The 20586-nt window shown below is 56.8% G+C and carries 17 protein-coding genes; 14 read left to right on the forward strand and 3 right to left on the reverse strand.

All coding sequences use genetic code 11. From position 1 onward, the window contains the following. The first annotated feature begins 123 nt into the window (after positions 1-123). The 4 genes from Pla100_RS13905 (at position 124) to Pla100_RS13920 (ending at position 5273) form a co-directional block, all read left to right on the forward strand. The gene (locus tag Pla100_RS13905) at positions 124-378 is read left to right on the forward strand and encodes a hypothetical protein (RefSeq protein ID WP_146578306.1); all 255 of its coding nucleotides are present in this window, start codon (positions 124-126) and stop codon (positions 376-378) included. Between the two features lie 616 nt (positions 379-994). Then, positions 995-1735, forward strand: coding sequence for an FHA domain-containing protein (locus Pla100_RS13910; protein ID WP_146578307.1), 741 nt, complete (start codon positions 995-997; stop codon positions 1733-1735). Beyond that, positions 1732-2721: an RNA polymerase sigma factor gene (locus Pla100_RS13915; protein ID WP_146578308.1), complete on the forward strand. Its 990-nt coding sequence runs from the start codon at positions 1732-1734 to the stop codon at positions 2719-2721. The genes Pla100_RS13910 and Pla100_RS13915 overlap by 4 nt, the downstream gene beginning before the upstream one ends. A 65-nt stretch (positions 2722-2786) precedes the next feature. Continuing rightward, a complete protein-coding gene (locus tag Pla100_RS13920) occupies positions 2787-5273 on the forward strand; it encodes an alpha/beta hydrolase (RefSeq protein WP_231603045.1) in 2487 nt (828 codons plus the stop codon). Positions 5274-5289: 16 nt separating this feature from the next. Here the strand turns inward: Pla100_RS13920 and Pla100_RS13925 are convergent, their stop codons facing one another. Beyond that, a complete protein-coding gene (locus tag Pla100_RS13925; protein ID WP_146578310.1) occupies positions 5290-6234 on the reverse strand; it encodes a DNA integrity scanning protein DisA nucleotide-binding domain protein in 945 nt (314 codons plus the stop codon). A 275-nt stretch (positions 6235-6509) separates the two neighbouring features. Between Pla100_RS13925 and floA the strand changes: the two genes are divergently transcribed. Together floA and Pla100_RS13935 are read left to right on the forward strand one after the other, a co-directional pair. Next, a complete protein-coding gene (floA, locus tag Pla100_RS13930) occupies positions 6510-7565 on the forward strand; it encodes a flotillin-like protein FloA (RefSeq protein WP_146578311.1) in 1056 nt (351 codons plus the stop codon). 9 nt (positions 7566-7574) lie between these two features. Beyond that, entirely contained in the window at positions 7575-8024 is a 450-nt protein-coding gene (locus tag Pla100_RS13935) for a hypothetical protein (RefSeq protein ID WP_146578312.1), read from the forward strand. A gap of 421 nt (positions 8025-8445) precedes the next feature. Here Pla100_RS13935 and Pla100_RS13940 read toward each other — a convergent pair whose 3' ends face one another. Together Pla100_RS13940 and Pla100_RS13945 are read right to left on the reverse strand one after the other, a co-directional pair. Beyond that, positions 8446-9561 (reverse strand): agmatine deiminase family protein, encoded by a 1116-nt coding sequence (locus tag Pla100_RS13940; protein WP_146578313.1) that lies wholly within the window; start codon positions 9559-9561, stop codon positions 8446-8448. Next, entirely contained in the window at positions 9558-9848 is a 291-nt protein-coding gene (locus tag Pla100_RS13945) for a hypothetical protein (protein WP_146578314.1), read from the reverse strand. Before Pla100_RS13945 ends, Pla100_RS13940 begins: the two co-directional genes overlap by 4 nt. A 258-nt stretch (positions 9849-10106) precedes the next feature. On the opposite strand from Pla100_RS13945, the gene hpf reads away from it, so the two are divergent. The 8 genes from hpf to Pla100_RS13985 all read left to right on the forward strand — a co-directional run bounded on the left by hpf (position 10107) and on the right by Pla100_RS13985 (position 20573). Then, positions 10107-10586, forward strand: a complete 480-nt coding sequence (gene hpf / locus Pla100_RS13950; protein WP_231603046.1) for a ribosome hibernation-promoting factor, HPF/YfiA family — start codon at positions 10107-10109, stop codon at positions 10584-10586. Positions 10587-10646: 60 nt separating this feature from the next. After that, positions 10647-11126: a PTS sugar transporter subunit IIA gene (locus tag Pla100_RS13955; RefSeq protein ID WP_146578315.1), complete on the forward strand. Its 480-nt coding sequence runs from the start codon at positions 10647-10649 to the stop codon at positions 11124-11126. 15 nt (positions 11127-11141) lie between these two features. After that, on the forward strand, positions 11142-11492 hold the full coding sequence (locus tag Pla100_RS13960) for an HPr family phosphocarrier protein (RefSeq protein WP_146578316.1): 351 nt from the start codon (positions 11142-11144) through the stop codon (positions 11490-11492). 348 nt (positions 11493-11840) lie between these two features. Next, positions 11841-13586, forward strand: a complete 1746-nt coding sequence (gene ptsP, locus Pla100_RS13965; RefSeq protein ID WP_146578317.1) for a phosphoenolpyruvate--protein phosphotransferase — start codon at positions 11841-11843, stop codon at positions 13584-13586. Positions 13587-13738: 152 nt separating this feature from the next. Next, positions 13739-14422 carry a TIGR03936 family radical SAM-associated protein gene (locus tag Pla100_RS13970; protein WP_231603047.1) on the forward strand — a complete coding sequence of 228 codons (684 nt, stop codon included), beginning with the start codon at positions 13739-13741 and terminating at the stop codon, positions 14420-14422. Between the two features lie 93 nt (positions 14423-14515). Continuing rightward, positions 14516-16120 carry an Rne/Rng family ribonuclease gene (locus tag Pla100_RS13975; protein ID WP_146578319.1) on the forward strand — a complete coding sequence of 535 codons (1605 nt, stop codon included), beginning with the start codon at positions 14516-14518 and terminating at the stop codon, positions 16118-16120. 107 nt (positions 16121-16227) lie between these two features. Then, positions 16228-17469: a PQQ-binding-like beta-propeller repeat protein gene (locus Pla100_RS13980; RefSeq protein WP_146578320.1), complete on the forward strand. Its 1242-nt coding sequence runs from the start codon at positions 16228-16230 to the stop codon at positions 17467-17469. A gap of 269 nt (positions 17470-17738) precedes the next feature. Beyond that, positions 17739-20573, forward strand: a complete 2835-nt coding sequence (locus Pla100_RS13985) for a phosphoenolpyruvate carboxylase (protein ID WP_146578321.1) — start codon at positions 17739-17741, stop codon at positions 20571-20573. Positions 20574-20586 lie beyond the last annotated feature (13 nt).

A 20586-nucleotide genomic window follows, 5' to 3' on the forward strand; every position in this document is an offset into this window, starting at 1 on the left:
GCTGGACACTGGTTTTTCGGGCTGGACATTGGGACGACGGCTAACTTACAAGCCGTTTGTCCTGCAAAGCGAATTGGCGTGAACGCATTCCAACGCTCCCCTTTTTGATATGAAGAACCAAATATGAATTTCAACTTTTTCGATTGGCTTCGTGACGGCGTCCGTCAATCCGTGCTGCTAGGCGTTAGTGATGCGGTCGAACAGATCGGTGCTCCGGACCAAAATTCACAGGTAAACCCAGAAATCGCGGCTTTACTCAACGACGCCCCGGCGCGATCGGGCGGCACGGCGACCGCCAGCCGCAAGCGAGTTGCTCGCAAGGGCGCACCGCAAAAACGCCTCGGAAAATCGCTGCAAGAACTCAATCCGCCCGCCTAGTGCTTTGTCCACCCTTTGACTTAAGGGTTGGCAACATTAGCCGTTTGGGCCTAGCGGGCTGTTGATTTAGTTTTCACCGCAACCCGAAGCGTGAGTTTTGAAGTTGCGCTTTTGGCTGTGGCATTGGTTTTTAGTAACCCGAAGCGTGAGCGAGGGATGAGTCAATATTAATAATCCCTCGCTTACGCAGCGGGTTACGAAAAAAGCGCAACTTCAAAAAGCGTGAGCGAGGGATACCTACAAAGGATTTAAGGGCGTTCAATCCCTCGCTGACGCATCGGGTTACGATTTAATCAACAGCCCGCTAGCGTCAAAACGGCTAATCCTAAGATCAAGTTGGAACAAAGCACTAGCAACAGGGCTTTGCGACAATCCGTCGCGTGGTCGTTTTGCTCGGTTTTCTCTCCTTCGGAGGCGTCTTGCCCTCCCGTAGTGGTAAGCTTCCTGACGTTCCGCTACTCTACGGCGAATCTGAACGACGTTTTCCGCTTGAGTAATTAGACTGAAGCTGCGACACTGCTCCGGCCGTGGCTAAGCTCCGTTTGAGCCTTGGCTGAAAGGGCACCTCGATGGAATCCGGTCACTCGCGCCGTCTTCGTATTCGCGAAGGGTAACTATGCAAATCAAACTCCGCGTTCAATCAGGTAGCCATGCAGGCAAAGAAATCGAAGTCAATCAAGACACGTTCTTGATCGGACGAAGCGATTCGTGCCAGCTGCGTCCCAAGAGTGAATCGGTTAGTCGAAAACACTGTATTCTGGCCATCAAGGACGGTCGAGTCTTGGTCCAGGACCTCAAGAGCCGCAACGGAACCTTTGTCAACGAAAAGCGCTTGCCGCCTGATAAGGCCAAAGTGCTCAAGGATGGCGATATCCTGCGAGTCGGCAAGCTGAGTTTCGGGTTGGTAATCGAGCATGGCCTGCATGCGGCTAAGAAACCAGAAGTGACCAGCGTCGCCGATGCCGCGGTCCGGACGGCCGCTTCGAACTCCGACGATAGCAAGTTTGAAGAGGTCGATGTGAGCTCGTGGTTGGATGAAGCCGACGCCATCGACCGTGTTCGCAAAATGAACGACCCCGAGACTCGTCAATTGACATTGCAGGACCAACCGTCCGCTCCGGGTGATGAAAGCGACGATTTGTCGGTGAGTGAATCGGTTGCCGGCAAAGACGGGAGTGATCCAGGAAGTTCGGCATCCGAAAACGCTGGCGAAGAAGCCAATGATAAAAAAGACCGGAAGATCCCCCCGAAAAAGCAGAAGCCTGGCAAATTGCCCGAAACATTCAAAGCGGCCATGCAGGATAACTCACGTGATGCCGCCGACGATGCTCTCAAGCGATTCTTCAGCGGACGATGAGCGTTTCATCGGATCCAGTTTCGACGTTCGCATGTCACGGTGAATCGACCGCAGTCGCTGAATTGTTCGGCCGGCACCGGGAGATGGTTTATCGAGTCTGCATGAGGTTCCTGGGGCATCACCATGATGCCGAAGATGTCACCCAAGAAACATTTCACCGGGCCGCCGCTTCGATTAATCGCTGGGATCCGCAACGGCCGATCGAACCGTGGTTGGCAACGATCGCCGGAAATCGATGCCGAACCCTGTTGTCGCGTCGTCGTCGCGAGACGAACGTCCAATCGATCGATGAACTTCCCGCCAACCTGTTGCCGATCGGCACGGCCGACTCAACGTCCAGCGAATCGTCCGTCGTATTGGACGAGTGGCTCCACCACGCTCTTGCCGAGCTGCCCGATCACCAACGCCGCGCATTCGAGCTGATTCATCGCGACAACCTGTCCTACCCACAAGCCGCCGACCGTATGGGGCGTTCGACCGGGACGATCAAAACATGGGTCCGTCGCGCCCGGATGCTCGTTCGCGAACGGGGACGTCGTGAAGGCATCGGAATCCTGACCGCGTCGGTCGCGTCGATTCTGTTCGTCGTGTTCGGCTGGTTCACCCCGGAACCGACCGCTGTTACGCAACTACCGGCCGGCCACTTGCTGCACTCGAGCGGCCCGGCGGGCGAGAGCTCGGTCTCCACCGAGGTCGATTGGCAATACGCGTCCCTGCAAGCGTTCAGTGTTGCTGACATTGACTTTGAGTCGATCGAGATGATGCCGGCGGGGGCCATTCCGATCGAACTTTGGATCGAGCAAACTTCGCCCATTCTCGGCGAACTTCAACAAGGCGTCGCACCGGTCGGGCGTACCCTGCGTAATGTCTTCATGCTCTTCACGTATGCTTCGCCAACCGTATACCCGACATCAAATGCCGCTGACACGTCGGACGCGGTTGGCGACTTGGACACGCTTCCAATGTCCGATTTCCGTCAAACCTAATGATCTTCCGGCCCTTCGTCCTCACGTGCAGACATCGGTTGCGCCAACTGGCGACGGCCGCTTGGTTGATAGCAGGTTGTTGGATCGCCGGTCCGGCGGAAGCGGAAAAGCTGATTCCATTGCGAAACGGGCTAACCCTCCGTGGCATCTACCTCGAAGTCGCAACCCTGAACGAAAATGCGTTTTCGCTTGGTGCCGACGGCGGACTACAAAACCGTCCGATTTGGATGGTCGATGACGGTTTGCGGCGGACCTACGTTCATCGCCGAGGCATGATCAACGCCGAACCGGCCGACGTCCCCGATCTAGGATTGCGGATCGAGTTTGTTCAACCCACGCCCGACGGGGGCGATGAAGTTGGTTCGATCGGACAAATTCTCGGCGTGACCCCATTGAACGAATATGGTCGTCGCCAGATCACCGTTCGTGGCGTCGACGGGACGCCGACGGTGCTGCATCAAGGCTTGACCGAACTGACCGCTCGATATGCCAAGCTCGAGGGCCTCAAAGCGGAACGGTCGATCAAATTGGACATGCGGATCGCCACCGAGTCCATCGACACGCCGGCGCTGATGCGGATCTTTCGCAAACGTCTGGACCAAAGCAACCCAGACCAGCGGCTGGAGATGGTCCGGTTTTTCATCGAATCGGAACGCTACGGCGACGCACGACGCGAACTGCAAGCGATCCTGGATCAGTTCCCCGGTGAAGTCGAATTGAAACCGCAACTGACCGCGTTAGTCGAACGTCAAGCCATGCAATTGATCGAACAGGCTCAGATACGTCGCGAATCCGGTCAGCCTCAACTAGCGAGAACCATCTTAGAAAAGTTTCCGCTCGATCGCGTCGGACGCGTGACCCGACTACGAGTCGAAGACGAGTTATCGAAAATCGATCAAGGGACAACGCAACGAAACGAAATCATCGATCGTCTTGGCAAATTGGTCGCCGGTTTGCCTGCCGCTCAATCGGACGCACTCAAGGACATCGTTGCCGAAATCGACGCGAAGCTTACCGTCGATACCCTGCCAAGGTTGAGCGATTTTGTTCGCGCCGGTTCCAACGAGGCCGTCCCCGATCACCAGCGAGTTGCGTTGGCGGTCGCCGGTTGGATCTTGGGCAATGGTTCCGGTGAAACAAACTTAAAGCTGGCGATGTCGTTGATCGAAGTTCGTGACTTGGTTCAGCAGTACTTGGCCCATCCCGATCAGGCGGCCCGCGCTCAAATTCTTGAAAAGTTGGGGCCGCTTGAAGCGGCCCGTGCCGAGAACATCGCCAAACTACTGCCGCTGATTCCGCCTCCGCTGGCGAGCGAACAGGCGATCGAGATCGACCGCAACCTGAACCGCCAGCCAGACAATGCACCGGAGTCACCGACCATCAACGGACATCCGATGCCGCTGGGAGCGGTCGCCGATGATCGCATCGAGGGGATGTTCCATGTCGGGGCCGATTACATCGTGCAATTGCCGCCCGAGTACGACCCGCTGCGACCTTATCCGTGCGTCGTCGCCTTGCACGCCGCCGGTGCTCCTGCGGAAACCCAATTGAATTGGTGGTCGGGAGTCGCGACGGAGCAGTTCCTGCCCCTTGGTTCAAAGGACCAAGGCAACTCAGCAGAGGCTGCGCAACCGGAACCGGCCGAACCCGAGGTCGCCCCGCCACCACAACCCAAAGCGATGCGATTGGGCCAGTCGATTCGGCACGGGTTCATCGTCGTTGCGCCACGCTGGACGCGTCCTGGGCAGCGAGATTACGAATACACCGGGCGCGAACATGACGCGATATTGTCGAGTGTCCGCAGTGCGATGCGGCGTTTCTCGATCGACGCCGATCGATTGTTCATTGCCGGTCACGGTGCCGGAGGGGCGGCCGCCTGGGACGTTGCCTTGTCCCATCCCGATTTATGGGCGGGTATGATTTCGATCAGCGCCGAACCACAAAAGACATTAACGCACTACGACCCCAACGCGGTTCATGTGCCGGTCTACATCGTGATGGGCGAAAAGGACGGCCGGCCGCTCAAACGCAACGGTGCCGTCTACGACGACTACATGTCGTACAAACACGACGCGATGGTGGTCATGTATCGTGGACGGGGGAAGGAGTTTTTCTACGAAGAAAGCGACCGGATTTTTGAGTGGATGTCGACTCCGTTCCATCAACGCGCCAAGATCCCTCAGGAACTGGAACTCGTTTCGATGCGCGCGGGCGATCGATTCTTTTGGTGGTTGGAATGGGACGAATCGTTGCCCAGCGCGATCATGGATCCCATCCTGTGGGATGAAAACCCTCGGATCGCCCACGCGGATATCAAAGCGGTCATCGGAGCCAACAACGAGGTCCGCATCTCTCAAGGGCCAGCGAAAGCGTTCACGGTGTGGCTGACCCCTCAGATACCGCAATTGAATTTCTCTGAACCGATCGCAATCCGCTATGGAACCCGCCGCAACGACTTTCGGTTTGACGGTGAGTTCGCCACGATGCTCGAAGACGTCCGCACCCGCGCCGACCGCACCCGCCCGTTTTGGGGAAAGGTCAGCGTGCCCTAATCGTCCGATGATTTCCCTAGTCTTCCGATGATTGCGGCGGCGGCTCGAAAGCAAACTCCTGCCATTTGATCGCTTTGTCCATCGGCACGATTTGCAGGATCAAGAAGCCGTTCTGATACAAGCGAACCGTGCCGGTCGATTGGCTGACCACGACCGAAACAGCCTTGGACTTGCGAGTGATGGCGGCGGCGGCCCAGTGCCGCGAGCCGAGGCCCTTGGTCATCTTGAGGTCTTCATGGGTGACTTCCAACATTTGTCGACTGCGTTCGATCACGCCATCGGCGGTCACCACGAACGCACCGTCAAGCTGGGCCACTTCTTTGGCGTCTTCCTGGACTTTGGGATCCAGCAAGTTGCGATGTTTCTTGTTGTAACCGCGAAACGGGTCGACGCCGCTGTCATTGGCGTGTTCGAGAACCTTGCGAGTGTCGCCGACAACAAACATGGTGCCGACCGGTTTGCCTTCGCGGCCTTCCCGACCGATCTGCGATGCCAAATCCACAACCGCTTTGATCGTCTTCAGAGGCACGCTGGACTCGAGTGTCTGCAGATCGCGGACGGTAAACCGCCGCATCCGTTCATCGAGTTGCAGGTGACTGATCGAATCCAAACGCCCTTGTTGAAAGCCGCTGTAAACCGCGACGACCTCTCCGTTGGTGCGGATCAATTCGTCCGCAGCGGCTTCGAGCAAGGCTTCCTGCAGCCGTTCCAACAACGGCGCTTTTTCCTTGTTCAAGGCCAGTGGTTTGAGCCCTGCCTCGGCGGCACCGTCGAGGTCCTCGAGCGTATCAACGGCGACGATCACCACATTCTTCCCCGATTCGGCAAGCTCCGAAATGCGTTTCCAATCGGTGCTCCCGTCGAGCAACAGCAAGATCGCGTCCGCTCCCCGGTCCTCTTTCAACGCGACCCCCGCGCGAATCATCGACGCGTTGTGTTTGGTCAATCGTTGAGTCGCCATCAGTCAATTCGATCGGGAAAGAGGAATCTCAAGGTTGGTGTTGCCGTTTCCAGTCTAACCAACGTTCCAAAAAAACGTAGGCCGCAGCGAACCGCTTTACCGCACTTCTGGCTGGAACCTTCCAGAAATCCTCACCGGCGAGCTGCACAACACGCCCGCTCGCCGTTCCGCTAGAATCGAATGCCCCACCGATTCTCCACTCTCCACTCCCCACTCCCCACTCTTCACTCTTCACTCTTCACTCTTCACTCTTCACTCTTCACTCTTCAATTCCCATGCTCGCTCAATTCGAAAACATCAACACCTGGGTACTCGGTGGCGCGCTGGTCGTCTTCGCCGTCTTCCTCGTCATCTTCTTTGTCTTCGCCACCTATTTCGGATTATGGATTCAGTCGCTGCTGACCGGGTCGAACATCGGGTTTTCGAATCTGATCGCGATGACGTTTCGTAAAGTCAATACCCGCGCGATCGTCCGCAGCAAGATCATGGCGACCCAGGCCGGCTTGAACGATCCGGAACTGACGGCGGGGGCATTGGAGGCTCATTACCTCGCCGGTGGTAATGTCCAACAGGTGATCCGAGCCTTGATCGCGGCGAAGAAGGCCAAGACGATTTCGTTGACCTTCCGCGAGGCGACTGCCATCGATTTGGCCGGACGCGACGTTTTGGAGTCGGTGCAGACGAGCGTCTATCCCAAAGTCATCGACTGTCCTCCCCGAGGTGCGACCAAGCCCTCGCTCGACGCCGTCGCAAGGGACGGGATTCAATTAAAGGTCAAGGCTCGCGTAACCGTGCGGGCAAACCTGCAGCAGCTCATCGGCGGGGCAACCGAGGAAACGATCATCGCGCGGGTGGGCGAAGGAATCGTCAGCGCGATCGGTAGCGCGGCCAGCCACAAAGCGGTGCTCGAGAACCCGGACATCATCAGCAAAGCCGTGCTCGCGAAGAAACTGGATTCGCAAACCGCGTTCGAAATCGTTTCGATCGATATTGCCGATATTGACGTCGGTGCCAACATCGGTGCCCGATTGCAAGCCGACCAAGCGGAAGCCGACACCGCCGTCGCTCGGGCCAACGCCGAAAGCAAACGCGCCTCGGCCGTCGCCGAGGAACAGGAAATGCAAGCTAGGATCGAGCAAAGTCGGGCGGAAGTCGTTGAAGCCGAGGCGGCAGTGCCGCGAGCGGTGGCTGAAGCGTTCCGGTCGGGGCGGTTGATGATCATGGACTATTACAAATTGCAAAACGTCGCCGCCGATACCGAAATGCGCAAATCGCTCGCCGGACAAGGTATCGAATCGGCGAACATCAACGCACATCATCACCAAGCATAAGGTGACACCATGCCGCAACCTAATCACACCAACGAACTCGAAGAGTTTCTTCGCAAGACGGCTGAAATTCGCCAACGTAAGACGTTCGCGGAGAGAGTCGAAACCGAGGAGTTGCGACAAAACCAAACGCCGAAGCGACCCGAGTACACCAACGCCCGCCGCGAACGAATGACCGATTCGGATCGTTTTCGACACGACGAAATCGATGCCGTGATCATCGATGCGGACGACGACGAGGATAACATCGCCATTGCGGTCGAAATTATCGACGAGGACGAGCCACGCCTTCGCAGTCGTGACACACCCACGATCGGACACGTGCATAAGGAACATGGCGGACCGAACGCACTGCCGACGAGCCAGGATGTCACGATCGAAACTCTTAAAGCCATGCTCCATAGCCCCACAGGACTACGACAAGCATTTCTTATTCAGGAAATCTTCAAGCGTCCGTTCTAAAGCCGAACCAATCCCACTCGCGTCTTGTTCCAACGTTAAGTTCGGGTTGGCTGTAGTGGATCTTGTTAAAGATCCGACCGCTACAGGATCTTTAACAAGATCCACTACCCTAACTTTTAGCTGTCACAGACCTAGTGCTTTGTCCAACTTTAAATTTAGGGTTAGCCGTTTTGGCGCTAGCCACGGTTCCGTCGCAAAAACCGGGGCTAGCGGGCTGTTGATTTAGTCCTCATCAAAACCCGAAGCGTGAGCGAGGGATACTTACAAAGGAATTAATGGCGATGAATCCCTCGCTCACGCTTCGGGTTACGATTAAATCAACACGCCGCTAGCGCTCAAACGGCTAGTGTTGCCGACCCTAAAGTTGAATCTTGACAAAGCACTAGGGTAGAAGGTTGCTGCCCGCCCGCCGTTAAGGAAGCTATTGTGGCGGGGCGACTTGATGGCAGCTTGCGCAGTGGAGCGCTCCCAATCCCCAAGCGATTTTTTCGCACGGGACGCCTTCGATGCTGACGCCCGGGCAGAGGTCACGCAGAATCCCCAGCGCTTGCTGGTCGCTGGAGCGATGAGCGAAGGTCGGGACGAGGATCCGGTCAGGGCCCAGTCGCAAAAAATTGCAGTAGCTCTGTGGGACATTTTGGCCGTTGATTTGCCTCGGTGGCGGGCCGGGCAGTCGGTGGACGGTAACGGCGGGGGATGTTTCCCGGCCCCAGACCCGGATCTGGCGGTAGTTCGCTTCGAGTTCGCCCGAAAACGGGACGGTCGGGTCCGCGGCGACCGCGACGACGACATTCTCGCGATCAACGAACCTTGCCAGTTGGTCGATGTGCCCATCGGTATCATCGCCGGGTAACAGACCGCCATCGATCCAGGCGATCTCGGTGATTCCTAAGAACTGATGAAACTGCTGGGCGATCTCGTCTTTGGAGATTCCGGCATTTCGATCAGGATCCAAAATGCAGGCGGAGTGAACCATCAGCCGGCCTCCGCCGTCGGTTTCCAGTGCACCGCCTTCGACCGTCAATTCGGTTCGGAGGCAACGCAGACCGGCGACTTTGGCGATCCGGTGTCCGGCGTCGCGATCGAGGTCATAGGGATAATACTTTCCGCCCCAAGCGTTGAAATTCCAATCGATGGCCAACACAGAGTCATTTTCGTGAACAAAGGTCGGGCCGTAATCGCGGATCCAGCAATCGTTGGTAGGGACATCGATCAGCTCAATGTTCTGCATCTTCCCGATCAACCGTCTGGCTTCGTCGGCCAAATCCCGAGCCGCGAGAAGGCGCACGGGGGTGGATTGGGCGACCGTCCGGGCGAAATGAGCGAACGCCTCGGGGATGCCATCGAAATGCCCCGGCCAGGTATCGTGGTTATGGGGCCAAGCCAGCCAAACCGCTTCGCAGGGTTCCCAGTTGGCGGGAAACCGGCGTTGAGGCCGCGCTGGCGACCGCCGCGCACGCTGATCGGGTGAAACCTCGGGATCGGGTGAAAACTCGGGGGGTTCCGGCGTTTCCGCCGGGCGGTCCGGTGAAGTCACTCGGGCTTGATCTCTTCTTTGACCTTTTGGACGAAGTGAGGCGATTTGCCGCCCTTGCTCAGTTCGTCGGCACGCTTGACCGCATCGTCTCGCTGGTCAAACTCGAAGACCGCGACCCGCTTTAAATTTTGACTGAAAACGCCCCAGTATAGACGCAACCGAACGTCGGCGGCCGCTTTCTTGGTTTTGCGTTTGGCAGCTTTTTTACGCTTTGCCTCGGCAGCCAGTTTTTCTGCTGCTTCCGCTTCGGCGGCTTTTTCCTGCCGATTGACGACCTTCCGAGCCATAAATCTCAGCTGTGGGGGTTGGGGGAATACGATGAAGGGGAAATCCAATCCAGAAGGTTATCGCCCCGGTGCGATTTTGTCATGGGGCCCTGTGGTAAATTTGTCAGCGCATCCGAGTTCTCGAGCTAGCGGGTAGGTCCGGTGAAAAGAAATCCATTCAATCGCGGCCAATAACCGTTGGTTTGATCTCCATACCTGATACCTGAGAGTCGACCATCGGGCCGAGTGAAGACACGGCTGAGGGTGGATGAAAAATTGATGCCTGGGATCGCTATACCGCCAGCCAAGATTCCGCTAGGCTTACGCAAGAAGGATTCCGGTCGTTGCCGACCGATTCCGATCGACCCAGCGGCTACTTCTTATGGAACGAGTTTGAATATGCAGGTGAACGTTTCGGCACGTCACGGCTCTTTGCAGCCTGGTGACCAAGAACTGATCGAGGAAAAGACGATTAAGTTGCGTCGATTGTACGACCGCATCAATGCGATCGAAGTCACGATCGATTTGAAGCAACTGGACAAGCCTTCGGTCGAAATTCAGGTCTCCGCCGAGCACGCCGACGACATGGTGGCCCACGCCGAAGCGACTACCGTGATCGCCGCCCTGGATAATGCGATTCCCAAAGTCGAACAGCAACTGCGCAAACTCAAAGCCCGTAAAACAGACCATCGCACGGCCGCCCACAAACACATCGAACTTGTCGAAGTGGACGACGATGAGAGCACTCTTGACGAGTGAAGTCACCTCGGTCCCCTTCATTTTCATCACCACCCATTCCAATCCAAGACAACTCTTTCCATGAAGTTCTCCGATTTTGTCAAAACCGGCGCGATCCGCGCCGATTTGAAAGCGACCTCCAAAGAAGCGGTCATTGATGAATTGGTCCAATCCCTCCTGGATGCCGGCGAAATCGCCGCCGACCAACGCGACGACATCATCGCCGCAATCATGAAACGTGAAGAACTCGGCAGCACCGGCATCGGTCGCGGCGTCGCCGTTCCTCACACGAAACACCCCAGCGTCTCGCAGCTCGTCGGCACCGTTGGTGTCAGCGAACAGGGCGTCGACTTCGATTCCCTCGACGGCGAACGGGTTCAATTGTTCTTTCTGCTGATCAGCCCTCCCGAACGACCCGGCGATCACCTGCGTGCCCTCGAGAATATCTCGCGGCAACTTCGAGACGAATCGTTTTGTCGTTTCCTAAAGCAAAGCAAGACGTCCGAAGATATCCAACAACTTTTGCAAGAAGCCGACGACAACCAGTTCGCCGCCGGCTAGAAACTTGGTGACCTTATGAATTCGACTTCACCGGAGCGACCCGACCATCTTGAGCATACGGTCCGCGTCATCAACCCCCAGGGTTTGCACGCGCGGCCGGCTGATCTGTTGGTGCGCTGCGCCGATGAGTATGAATCCGTCATCCATCTTCAGAAAGGTTCTGAAACCGTCGACTGTCGTAGCATTCTGTCGCTGCTGACGCTCGGCGCGACCGAAGGAACTGATTTGCGAGTCACGGTCCAAGGGGCCGATGCGGTCGAGGCGATGGCGGCCATTTGTGAGTTATTCGAGCGTGGTTTTCATGAGTTGGAGTCGCCCACGCAATCGTCGATCACCGACGCGACGATCGCCGGCGATGGACATTAGCCTCGGCGACCGATCAACGGTCGCCGTGCAAGTGCCTGTCTGAAAAGGGGTCTGAACCTCTTCGGCAAGGCCACAAAACGAGACAAACGATTTGCCTTCCGAGGGTCAGACTCCTTCGGAAATGGGCTCTTATTTTCCATCAACACACAATCATTTCACAGAGAATCAACGGCGTTGTTTTTCTTCGATCCTCGTCCCCATCAAACGTGAGGTTGGTATGCCGATCCTTTGGCACACCGCGTTCATTTCATTCGCTCATCCCTGACGTCCTGATGGATCGGGCTCCCTTCTAAATCGTTCTTGGCAAACGGCGTCGACGGGAATCGAAAAAAACAAGCATCGACTACGATGCTCGAATTACAAGGCATTCCGGTTTCACCGGGGGTCGCAATCGCGTCAGCGCTCGTGCTCGACGCAGATGGTTATCGAATCCCGCGGTGCATCGTTCCGGCGTCGGACGTCGACGGGGAGTTCGCGCGACTGCACGTCGCGGTCGATGTCGTCAGCGAGCAGCTTGAACAAAGCCGTTTGGAGACGACCGCGCAAGCGGGACGTCAAACCGGCGATATCTTCGCCGCCCAGTTGCAGATGCTGCACGATCCGCGTTTGCATTCCGAATTGGAAAAACGCATCGGAGACGATCGCCAGTCGGCCGCTTTCGCCGTTAGCGCCGTGCTGCACAACTACGCCACGGCCCTGCGAAAGTTGGAGAACCCGTTGTTGGCCGACCGGGCCCAAGACGTGCTCGACATCGAACGTCAGTTATTAACCCAGCTCGGTGCTGTCACCCGACAACCTCTCGCCGATTTGACCGAACCGGTCATCGTGCTCTCGCGGATGCTGACGCCCAGCGAAACGGCAAGCCTCGATCGGCGTTTCGTCAAAGGTTTCTGCACCGAAATCGGTGGCGCGGGCGGTCACACCGCGATCGTCGCCAAAGGCTTGGAGATTCCTGCGGTCGTCGGAATCGGCGAGTTCCTGCCCATCATTGCCGGAGCCGATCGGGTCATCGTTGACGGCGATCGCGGGCGATTGATCATCGACCCCGATGATGAAACGATCGCTCATTACGAAGAACGTGCCGAATACCGTCGCTCGCTCGCAGCGAAGTTGGCAAAGCAGAGCCAATTGCCCGCCGAAACCCTCGACGGCACCCGCATCGCGCTGAATGCGAACATCGAGTTCCCGCACGAAACCGCCGCGTGTCTCGCTCGCGGGGCCGACGGGATCGGCCTGTATCGCACCGAGTTTTTGTACCTTTCGTCCGACGAGGAACCCAGCGAAGAAGATCACTATCAAGCGTATGCCGAAGTGATCAAACAAATGGAAGGCCGCCCGGTCGTGATCCGCACGCTGGACCTCGGGGCCGACAAAATGGGCCGAGGTAAACTGGCCCACCAAGAGAATAATCCGTTCTTGGGACTGCGCAGCATTCGCTTGTCTCTCAGAAACCTCGACTTGTTTCGGCCTCAACTTCGAGCCGTGTTGAGGGCGGCGGTGCTGGGAGACGTCCGGGTGATGTTCCCCTTGGTGACCACGCTCGGCGAACTGCGTCAGGCGCGGATGCTACTCAACGTCGTTGCGGAGGATTTGGCCGATTCGGACATTCCCTATCGTAGCGATCTGCCGGTCGGCATGATGGTCGAAGTGCCCGCTGCCGTGATGATGCTCGATCACTTTGCCCGTGAAGTCGATTTTTTCAGCATCGGCACGAACGACTTGGCGCAGTACACATTGGCCGTCGATCGGTCCAACGAATACGTTGCTGACCTTTATCAATCCAGCGATCCGGCGGTTCTGCGTTTGATCCAAGCCAGTATCGACATCTCCGACGCGAACCAAATTCCGATCAGCGTTTGCGGCGAGATGAGCAGCAACCCGGCGCGAGCGTTGTTGTTGTTAGGCATGGGCGTTCGCAATTTGAGCGTTCCGCCGTCGGCATTGCCGCGAGTCAAAAAGGCGATTCGAAACGTCTCGATCGAGCAATGCCAAGCGATCGCCGAACGCGTTCGCAAACTTGAATCGGCTCGCGACGTGGACTTGTACTTGCTCGACCGCTTGGCCGAATTGGCTCCGGAGTTGGTGATGCAATGAGTTACCCCTCCTCGTCTTCGTCGCCGTCTCGATCGACTCAACCAACCGCCTCAACGAATTCCAGCTCGTCGACTCATTCAGCGTCGTCAGCCAAATCTTCGGACACGCGGGAGCCTCAAAAGCGAACTCGCAAATCACGGATTTCCCCCAACTTGCATCCCGCCGGAACGCTTCGAGTTCGATACCGGGTTCGGTTTGCTAAGACGGACTTGTTGCGATGGATCAGCCACCGCGACTTGGCCAACTTGTGGGAACGAATCGGACGGCGAGCCGGGTTGCCATTTTCGATGACCGAAGGATTCCATCCCAAGCCGCGATTGATGTTTCCTTCCGCGCTGCCCTTGGGCGTCGAGAGCCTAGACGAAGTTGTCGACCTCGAACTCAATGAAGTGTGGGATGAAGATCAACTGCTGTCGGCCCTTCGCGACGACCGCCAGCCGGGACTGACCATCCATGACGCCACTCGTGTCGACCTGAGTGACGGCAAAGCTCAACTCGCCGGACGCCAATACCGTGTCACCTTGCCTGACGACTTCAGCGAACCGGAAGCCCGGCAAGTCAACGAACAAATCAAGAAACTGAAGCAGAACGAAACCATCACAACGGATCGAAACGGAAAAGAGATCGTCACGCATGTGCCGACTCAGATCCCGGTCCTTGAACTTGAACCTGAACCATTGCCCGAACAGTTGGTCGTGCGATTGATCAATTCCGAAGCGGCGTCATTGAAAATTCACGACGTCTTGGAATTGCTCAACATCGGCGACTGGCCGCAGCGAGGTGCGACGCTCATTCGCACTCACACCTTTCTGCAGGGCGAACTCGAACACTCGTAACTTCGGCGTCCATGCGGTCACCCTTGGAGGACCCGCATCTAGCCGATTTCAACACCAACGCCCGTCACAACATAAACAAGGCTGAATTAGATTATGAAACGTGAAATGTTAATCAACGTTCTTCAACCCGAAGAAAGCCGCATCGCGGTGGTCGAAGATCGTGTCTTGGAAGAACTCTACGTCGAACGAAAAAGCGTGGAGGCGTTTGCGGGGAATATCTACCGCGGCAAAATCGTTAATTTGGAACCCTCGATCCAGGCAGCATTCGTCGACTTCGGCGTCGGCCGCAACGGGTTTCTACATATCAGCGATGTCGAGCCACAATACTTCCGACAAGGCGGCTACGACCCCGAAGAGATCATGCGGGAAAGCGACGAAATGGCCGCCGCTTCGGCCGCCCGTAACCGCGAATCCGGACGTGGCAGCTCGCGGGTCTTCAAAGGCGGTCGCCCCCGTATCAAGCCTCCGATCCAAGAGATCTTCAAACGCGGCGACGAAGTCCTCGTGCAGGTCATTAAAGAAGGCATCGGCACCAAAGGGCCGACGCTGAGTACGTATATTTCGATCCCGGGACGTTACTTGGTCTTAATGCCCAACCTGTCCCGCGTCGGTGTCAGTCGCAAGATCGAAGACGAAGACGACCGCAAGCGTTTGAAGCGTTGCTTGAACTCGCTCAATCCACCCAAGGGATTGGGCTTTATCGTGCGGACCGCCGGTGCCGGTCGCAACGAAGATGAGTTGCAACACGACATGGATTACTTGCTGCGTTTGTGGAAAGCGATCGCTCGCCGCGTCAAGACGACGACCGAGCCGGGTGAGATCTACGAAGAAAGCGATCTGATCATCCGCACGATTCGCGATATCTACAGCGACGACATTGATCAAATCCTGATCGACGAAGTAGAGTCGTTCAACAAAGCTCGCGACTTCCTCAAGAACGTCATGCCGCATGTCGTCGATCGCTTGAAGCTTTACGACGGCGATTCCCCGCTGTTCCACAAGTACAACCTTGAGGAAGAAATCGTCAAAATCAACCAACGCCAAGTTCACTTGAAAGACGGCGGTTCGATCGTGATCGACCCGACCGAAGCCTTGGTCGCGATCGACGTCAACAGCGGCAACTTCCGCGGCAACGCCTCGGCCGACGAAAACGCGTTTCGTCTGAACGTGGCCGCAGCCAAAGAGATCGCGCGGCAATTGCGGTTGCGTGACTTGGGTGGCGTGATCGTCAATGACTTCATCGACATGCGAAAAGAAAGCTATCGCCGCAAAGTCGAACGAGTCTTGCGTGACGCGATGGCCAAAGACCGTGCCCGCACCAAGATTCTGCGAACGAGCCCGTTCGGCTTGATCGAAATGACTCGGCAGCGAATTCGCCCGAGTTTGAAGCGCAGCATCTACCAGGATTGCCCGTGTTGCAAAGGCCGTGGTTTGGTCAAGACTCCCGAAAGCATGTCAATCGAAGTCGTGCGGACGCTGGCCCTCGCGGTGAAGAACCATCACATCGTTCGCGTGACCGTGCGCGTCAACGACGCCGTCGCCGCGTTCTTGAATAACAAGAAACGCCGCGCCGTGACGGAGATGGAAGATGCGGGCAACATGACCGTGCAAATTCTCGGCAGCGAGGGTTTGTTCCCCGAGCACCTCGAAGTCGATTGCCGCGACAAACACGGCGAACGAGTCGAGATCGACTCTTAACGCATCGGCCAAATACCAATGATTGCCGTGTTTCACTTGATCGGAACGCGATCGATACAAGCCCGACGGGTTTCGTTGAAACGCTTACCTTTTTTGAAAGCCATCTGATGCCTGTCCGATTTGTTGTTGTCGTTCTTGTTTTTCTCGCATCGAGCATCGGCGCGGCAAACGCGTTCGGTGACCCAGGTTGGGATCAATGGCGGGGGCCGACTCGCGACGGGCACGTCACCGACGCCGAGTGGCCCGATCGGCTCAATGGGCCGTTGCAATTGCAATGGAAAAAAACACTCGGACCGAGCTATAGCGGTCCCGTCGTGATGGGCGACTTGTTGTTCACGACCGAGACCGTGGACCAAAAGTTTGAACGCGTCACGGCGATGAATCGAACCAGCGGCGAAGTCGTCTGGACGAGCCAGTGGGAAGGTTCGATGGCGGTTCCGTTTTTTGCGGCCGCCAACGGCAATTGGATCCGCTCAACCCCCGCCTGCACGGCCGAAGCGTTAGTGGTTTTGGGCATGCGCGATGTCTTGGTTTGCTTCGATCCGAAGACGGGTGCGGAACGTTGGCGGATTGATTTCCCGGCCAAGTATCAAACGCCGCTTCAGTCTTTCGGTGCGGTCTGTTCACCGCTCATCATGGACGACGCAGTCTACGTGCAACTCGGCGGCGGATTGACCAAGATCAACTTGGCCGACGGCGAAGTGGTTTGGCGAACGCTTCAGGGCGGCGACAACATGATGTCCAGCGGTGCGTTCTCGAGTCCTTCGGTGGCGACGATCGCGGGCGTCGAACAACTGCTCGTTCAAACACGCGACGAACTTTGTGGCGTCACGCCGGATCGCGGCGAAGTGCTTTGGAAGGAACCGATCGAAGCCTTCCGAGGGATGAATATCTTGACGCCGCTGGCGATCGGCGATCGTATTTTCACCGCCGCTCACAGCGGCAAGAGCCAATTGTTTGAAATTCAATCGACGGGCGACGGGATGCAAGTCAACGAAGTGTGGAACCAAAAAACACAGGGCTACATGTCCTCGCCGGTGGTGATCGATGGTTCGATCTACTTGCATCTCAAGAACGAGCGATTGACCTGTCTTGCCGTCGACGACGGCGCGATCCGTTGGACCAGCCCGCCGGTGGGCAAGTACTGGAGTATGATCCACAACGGCAATCGGATCTTATCGTTGTCAAGCGACGGATTGCTTCGTTTGATCGACGCCAACCCCGAGCAATATCAAGTAATCGATGAGATCAAAGTCGCCGAGGACAGTTGGGCGTACCTTGCCAAAGACGGGGATCAGGTCATCATTCGAGCACTCGACTCGATCCAGGTTTACACCTGGAAGCCATAACAACGTCACTTGTCAGTGCTTCATCAAGATTCAGTCTCAGGCTAGCAAAACCCGCCAAGAGTTTCGGCCTGGACTATCATTCAGCGAACGCGCCGGTTTGTGAATTTCACGCCCCGTGTGATCGTGTGATGGTTGTTTAAAACCACTTCGATAGCGTTCATCGACAGCGAGGGCCAAAAACCGGAATGCACCGTTTACGATAAAGCCACTTGGTGACACCATCGTTGCCCAGTTTGTTGTCGAACCGCCGAATCTTTCGAGTTTTTTCCATGGTTTCTTCCAGCATCCTTGCGTTAGACGTTCAACAACTCGACCAGGATTGGGAGTGGTTACTAGGAGCGCTCGCCAAGGTGCTTCGTCGGGGCGGCGATTCGGCATTGGCGGACCTTTTGCCGATGCCGGGCGTCACGTTGTCCGATCGGCCCACGCCCAACGACAGCGTGCAGTTGACGCAGGCCTATTCGATCGCGTTTCAATTGTTGAGCATGGCCGAACAAAGTTCCGCCGCCCGGTTCCGCGACCGGATCGAATCGGAATCGCATATGGATCAATTGCCGGCGCTTTGGGCCGATAGCCTGCGGCAACTCATCGACGAGGGCTGGACCGCCACGCAGATCGCGCAGCGACTGTCCTCGGTCCGCGTCGAGTTGGTCTTAACGGCACACCCGACCGAGGCCAAGCGTGCGACCGTCTTGGCCCATCATCGTCGGTTGTTCGATCGGTTTCAGCTTCGGCACGATCCTGACCTGCCGCCGTGGAAACGGGACGAGAACGAGAACGCGATCGAAGCCATTTTGAATGTCCTTTGGAGAACCGGCGAAATTTATCTCGACAAGCCGGACCTGCAGTCCGAACGTCGCAACTTGATGGACTACCTCAAACATGTTTTCCCGCGATCACTTCGACCGTTGGACCTGCGTTTGCGTCAGGCTTGGCGTGAAGTCGGTCTGGATCCGGCCGCGATCAGCGATCCCCTCTCGTTGCCTCGGCTAACCTTTGGTACCTGGGTTGGTGGCGACCGTGACGGGCATCCGTTGGTGACACCCGAAGTGACCGCCGAAACGCTGATGCAACTTCGCAGCGGTGCGATCGGTTTGTTGCGATCGGAACTGACTCAACTGGCTCGCTTGATTAGTTTATCGGCGTACTGGTTACCGCCTTCGAATCAGTTTCTCTCTCAGATTGCTTCCAAAGCCGAATCAATGGGCTGCGTCGGACAAGCGGCGCTTTCCCGCAATCCGAATGAACCGTGGCGTCAGTTCATCAACTTGATGATCGCCAAGTTGCCCGTCGAACAGTCATCCTCAAACGCAAGTCGAAATTGCCCCTCCTATCAAGTCGCCGACGAATTGCTTGCCGACTTGCGGACGTTGCACCGCAGTCTCGTGGCAGTCGACATGAACGACACGGCGACACACGCCGTCGCCCCTGTCATGCGAATTGCTCAAACGTTCGGGTTTCATTTGGCAGTCTTAGACATTCGACAAAACAGCAGCAAGCACGACGCCGCGATCGAGCAACTGTTGCAATCGGCGGGTTTCCAAGACACGCATTTCTCTCAATGGAACGAAGCCAAACGGATCGAATTCTTGGAACAAGAACTCAAGAGTTCTCGCCCGATGGTTCATCCCGATTTCACCGCCGGCAACGACGCCCAAGCGGTACTCGGCGCGCTGCGCGTCGTGAAAGAGCATTCGATCGAACATGGAATCGATGGCTTGGGGGCGTTGATCGTTAGCATGACCCGGAACACCTCCGATCTGCTCGCCGTCTATTTGTTGGCCCGCGAGGTCGGATTGTTGCAACCGACCGACGACGGACCGGTTTGCCCATTGCCCGTCGTGCCGTTGTTCGAAACGATCGACGATTTGGAAAAGTCGCCGGAAATCTACGATCGATTCCTCAGCCATCCGATCACCCAACGCAGCATGGCCGCAATTGCTAACCGCCGCGCCGCCTCACAAACGCTCGTCGCCGGCCAACCCGACAAGTCAGGCAAACAAGTCGATCCGAATGCCCTGAACATTGACGACGCGAAAGTCGGTCAGGTGATGATCGGTTACAGCGACAGCAACAAAGACGGTGGCATCTTGGCCAGTCTTGTCGGGCTTCGCCACGCTCAGCGCAGGTTGACCCAGACGGGACTTCGCCACGGTGTCCGAGTTCGCTTTTTTCACGGCCGTGGCGGCACGATCAGCCGCGGTGCCGGACCGACTCATCGGTTTATCAAGAGCCTTCCCGACGGAACGATCGCCGGCGACATTCGCTTGACCGAGCAAGGTGAAACGATCGCTCAAAAGTACGCTCACGAACCGACCGCAATTTATAACCTGGAACTCTTCTTGGCGGGCGCGACCCGCAAGACGCTCAGCGATTCACGTGAAGGCGATGGGCCCCATCCGCTCGAGAACACGTTGGTCGACTTGGCGTCGTGGGCTCGTTCGGCCTATCACGACCTCTTGCATTCGGACGGTTTTGTCGAGTTCTTTCGGTCGGCCACACCGATCGATGCGATCGAACAAAGTCGAATCGGATCACGTCCGGCGCGGCGGACCGGACAACAAACACTCGACGACCTCCGAGCGATCCCTTGGGTCTTCAGTTGGGGACAAGCGAGATGCTATTTATCGGGTTGGTATGGTGTCGGCACAGCGCTCGCGAAGTTGAAAGCCGAACGTCCGGAGCGGTTTCAAGATGTCATCGATTGTTTACGCGATTGGGCACCCCTGCACTATCTGATCAGCAACGTCGCGACGAGTGTTTCGGCGGTTGATATTGAGGTGATGAAGGATTACGCCGGCTTGGTCGAGAATGAGCCGCTGCGAGAACACTTCGTCACCGAGATCGAATCGGAATGGCGATTGGCGACGCGAATGGTGGAAGAGGTTTATGGCGGCGAACTGGAGTCGCAACGTCCCAACGTGCAACGCATGATCCAGCTTCGCAGCGAGGGATTGCGACTGCTACATCGACAACAGATTTCGTTACTGCGTCGTTGGCGAAGCTATCGCAAGATGGGCGAACAGCAGCAAGCCGACCAGTTACTGCCGGGCTTGTTGTTGAGCGTTAATGCGATCGCATCGGGACTAGGAACGACCGGCTAACGGGCTGTTGATT

It is taken from the genome of Neorhodopirellula pilleata (assembly GCF_007859915.1).
GTDB classification, from domain to species: Bacteria; Planctomycetota; Planctomycetia; order Pirellulales; family Pirellulaceae; genus Rhodopirellula; species Rhodopirellula pilleata.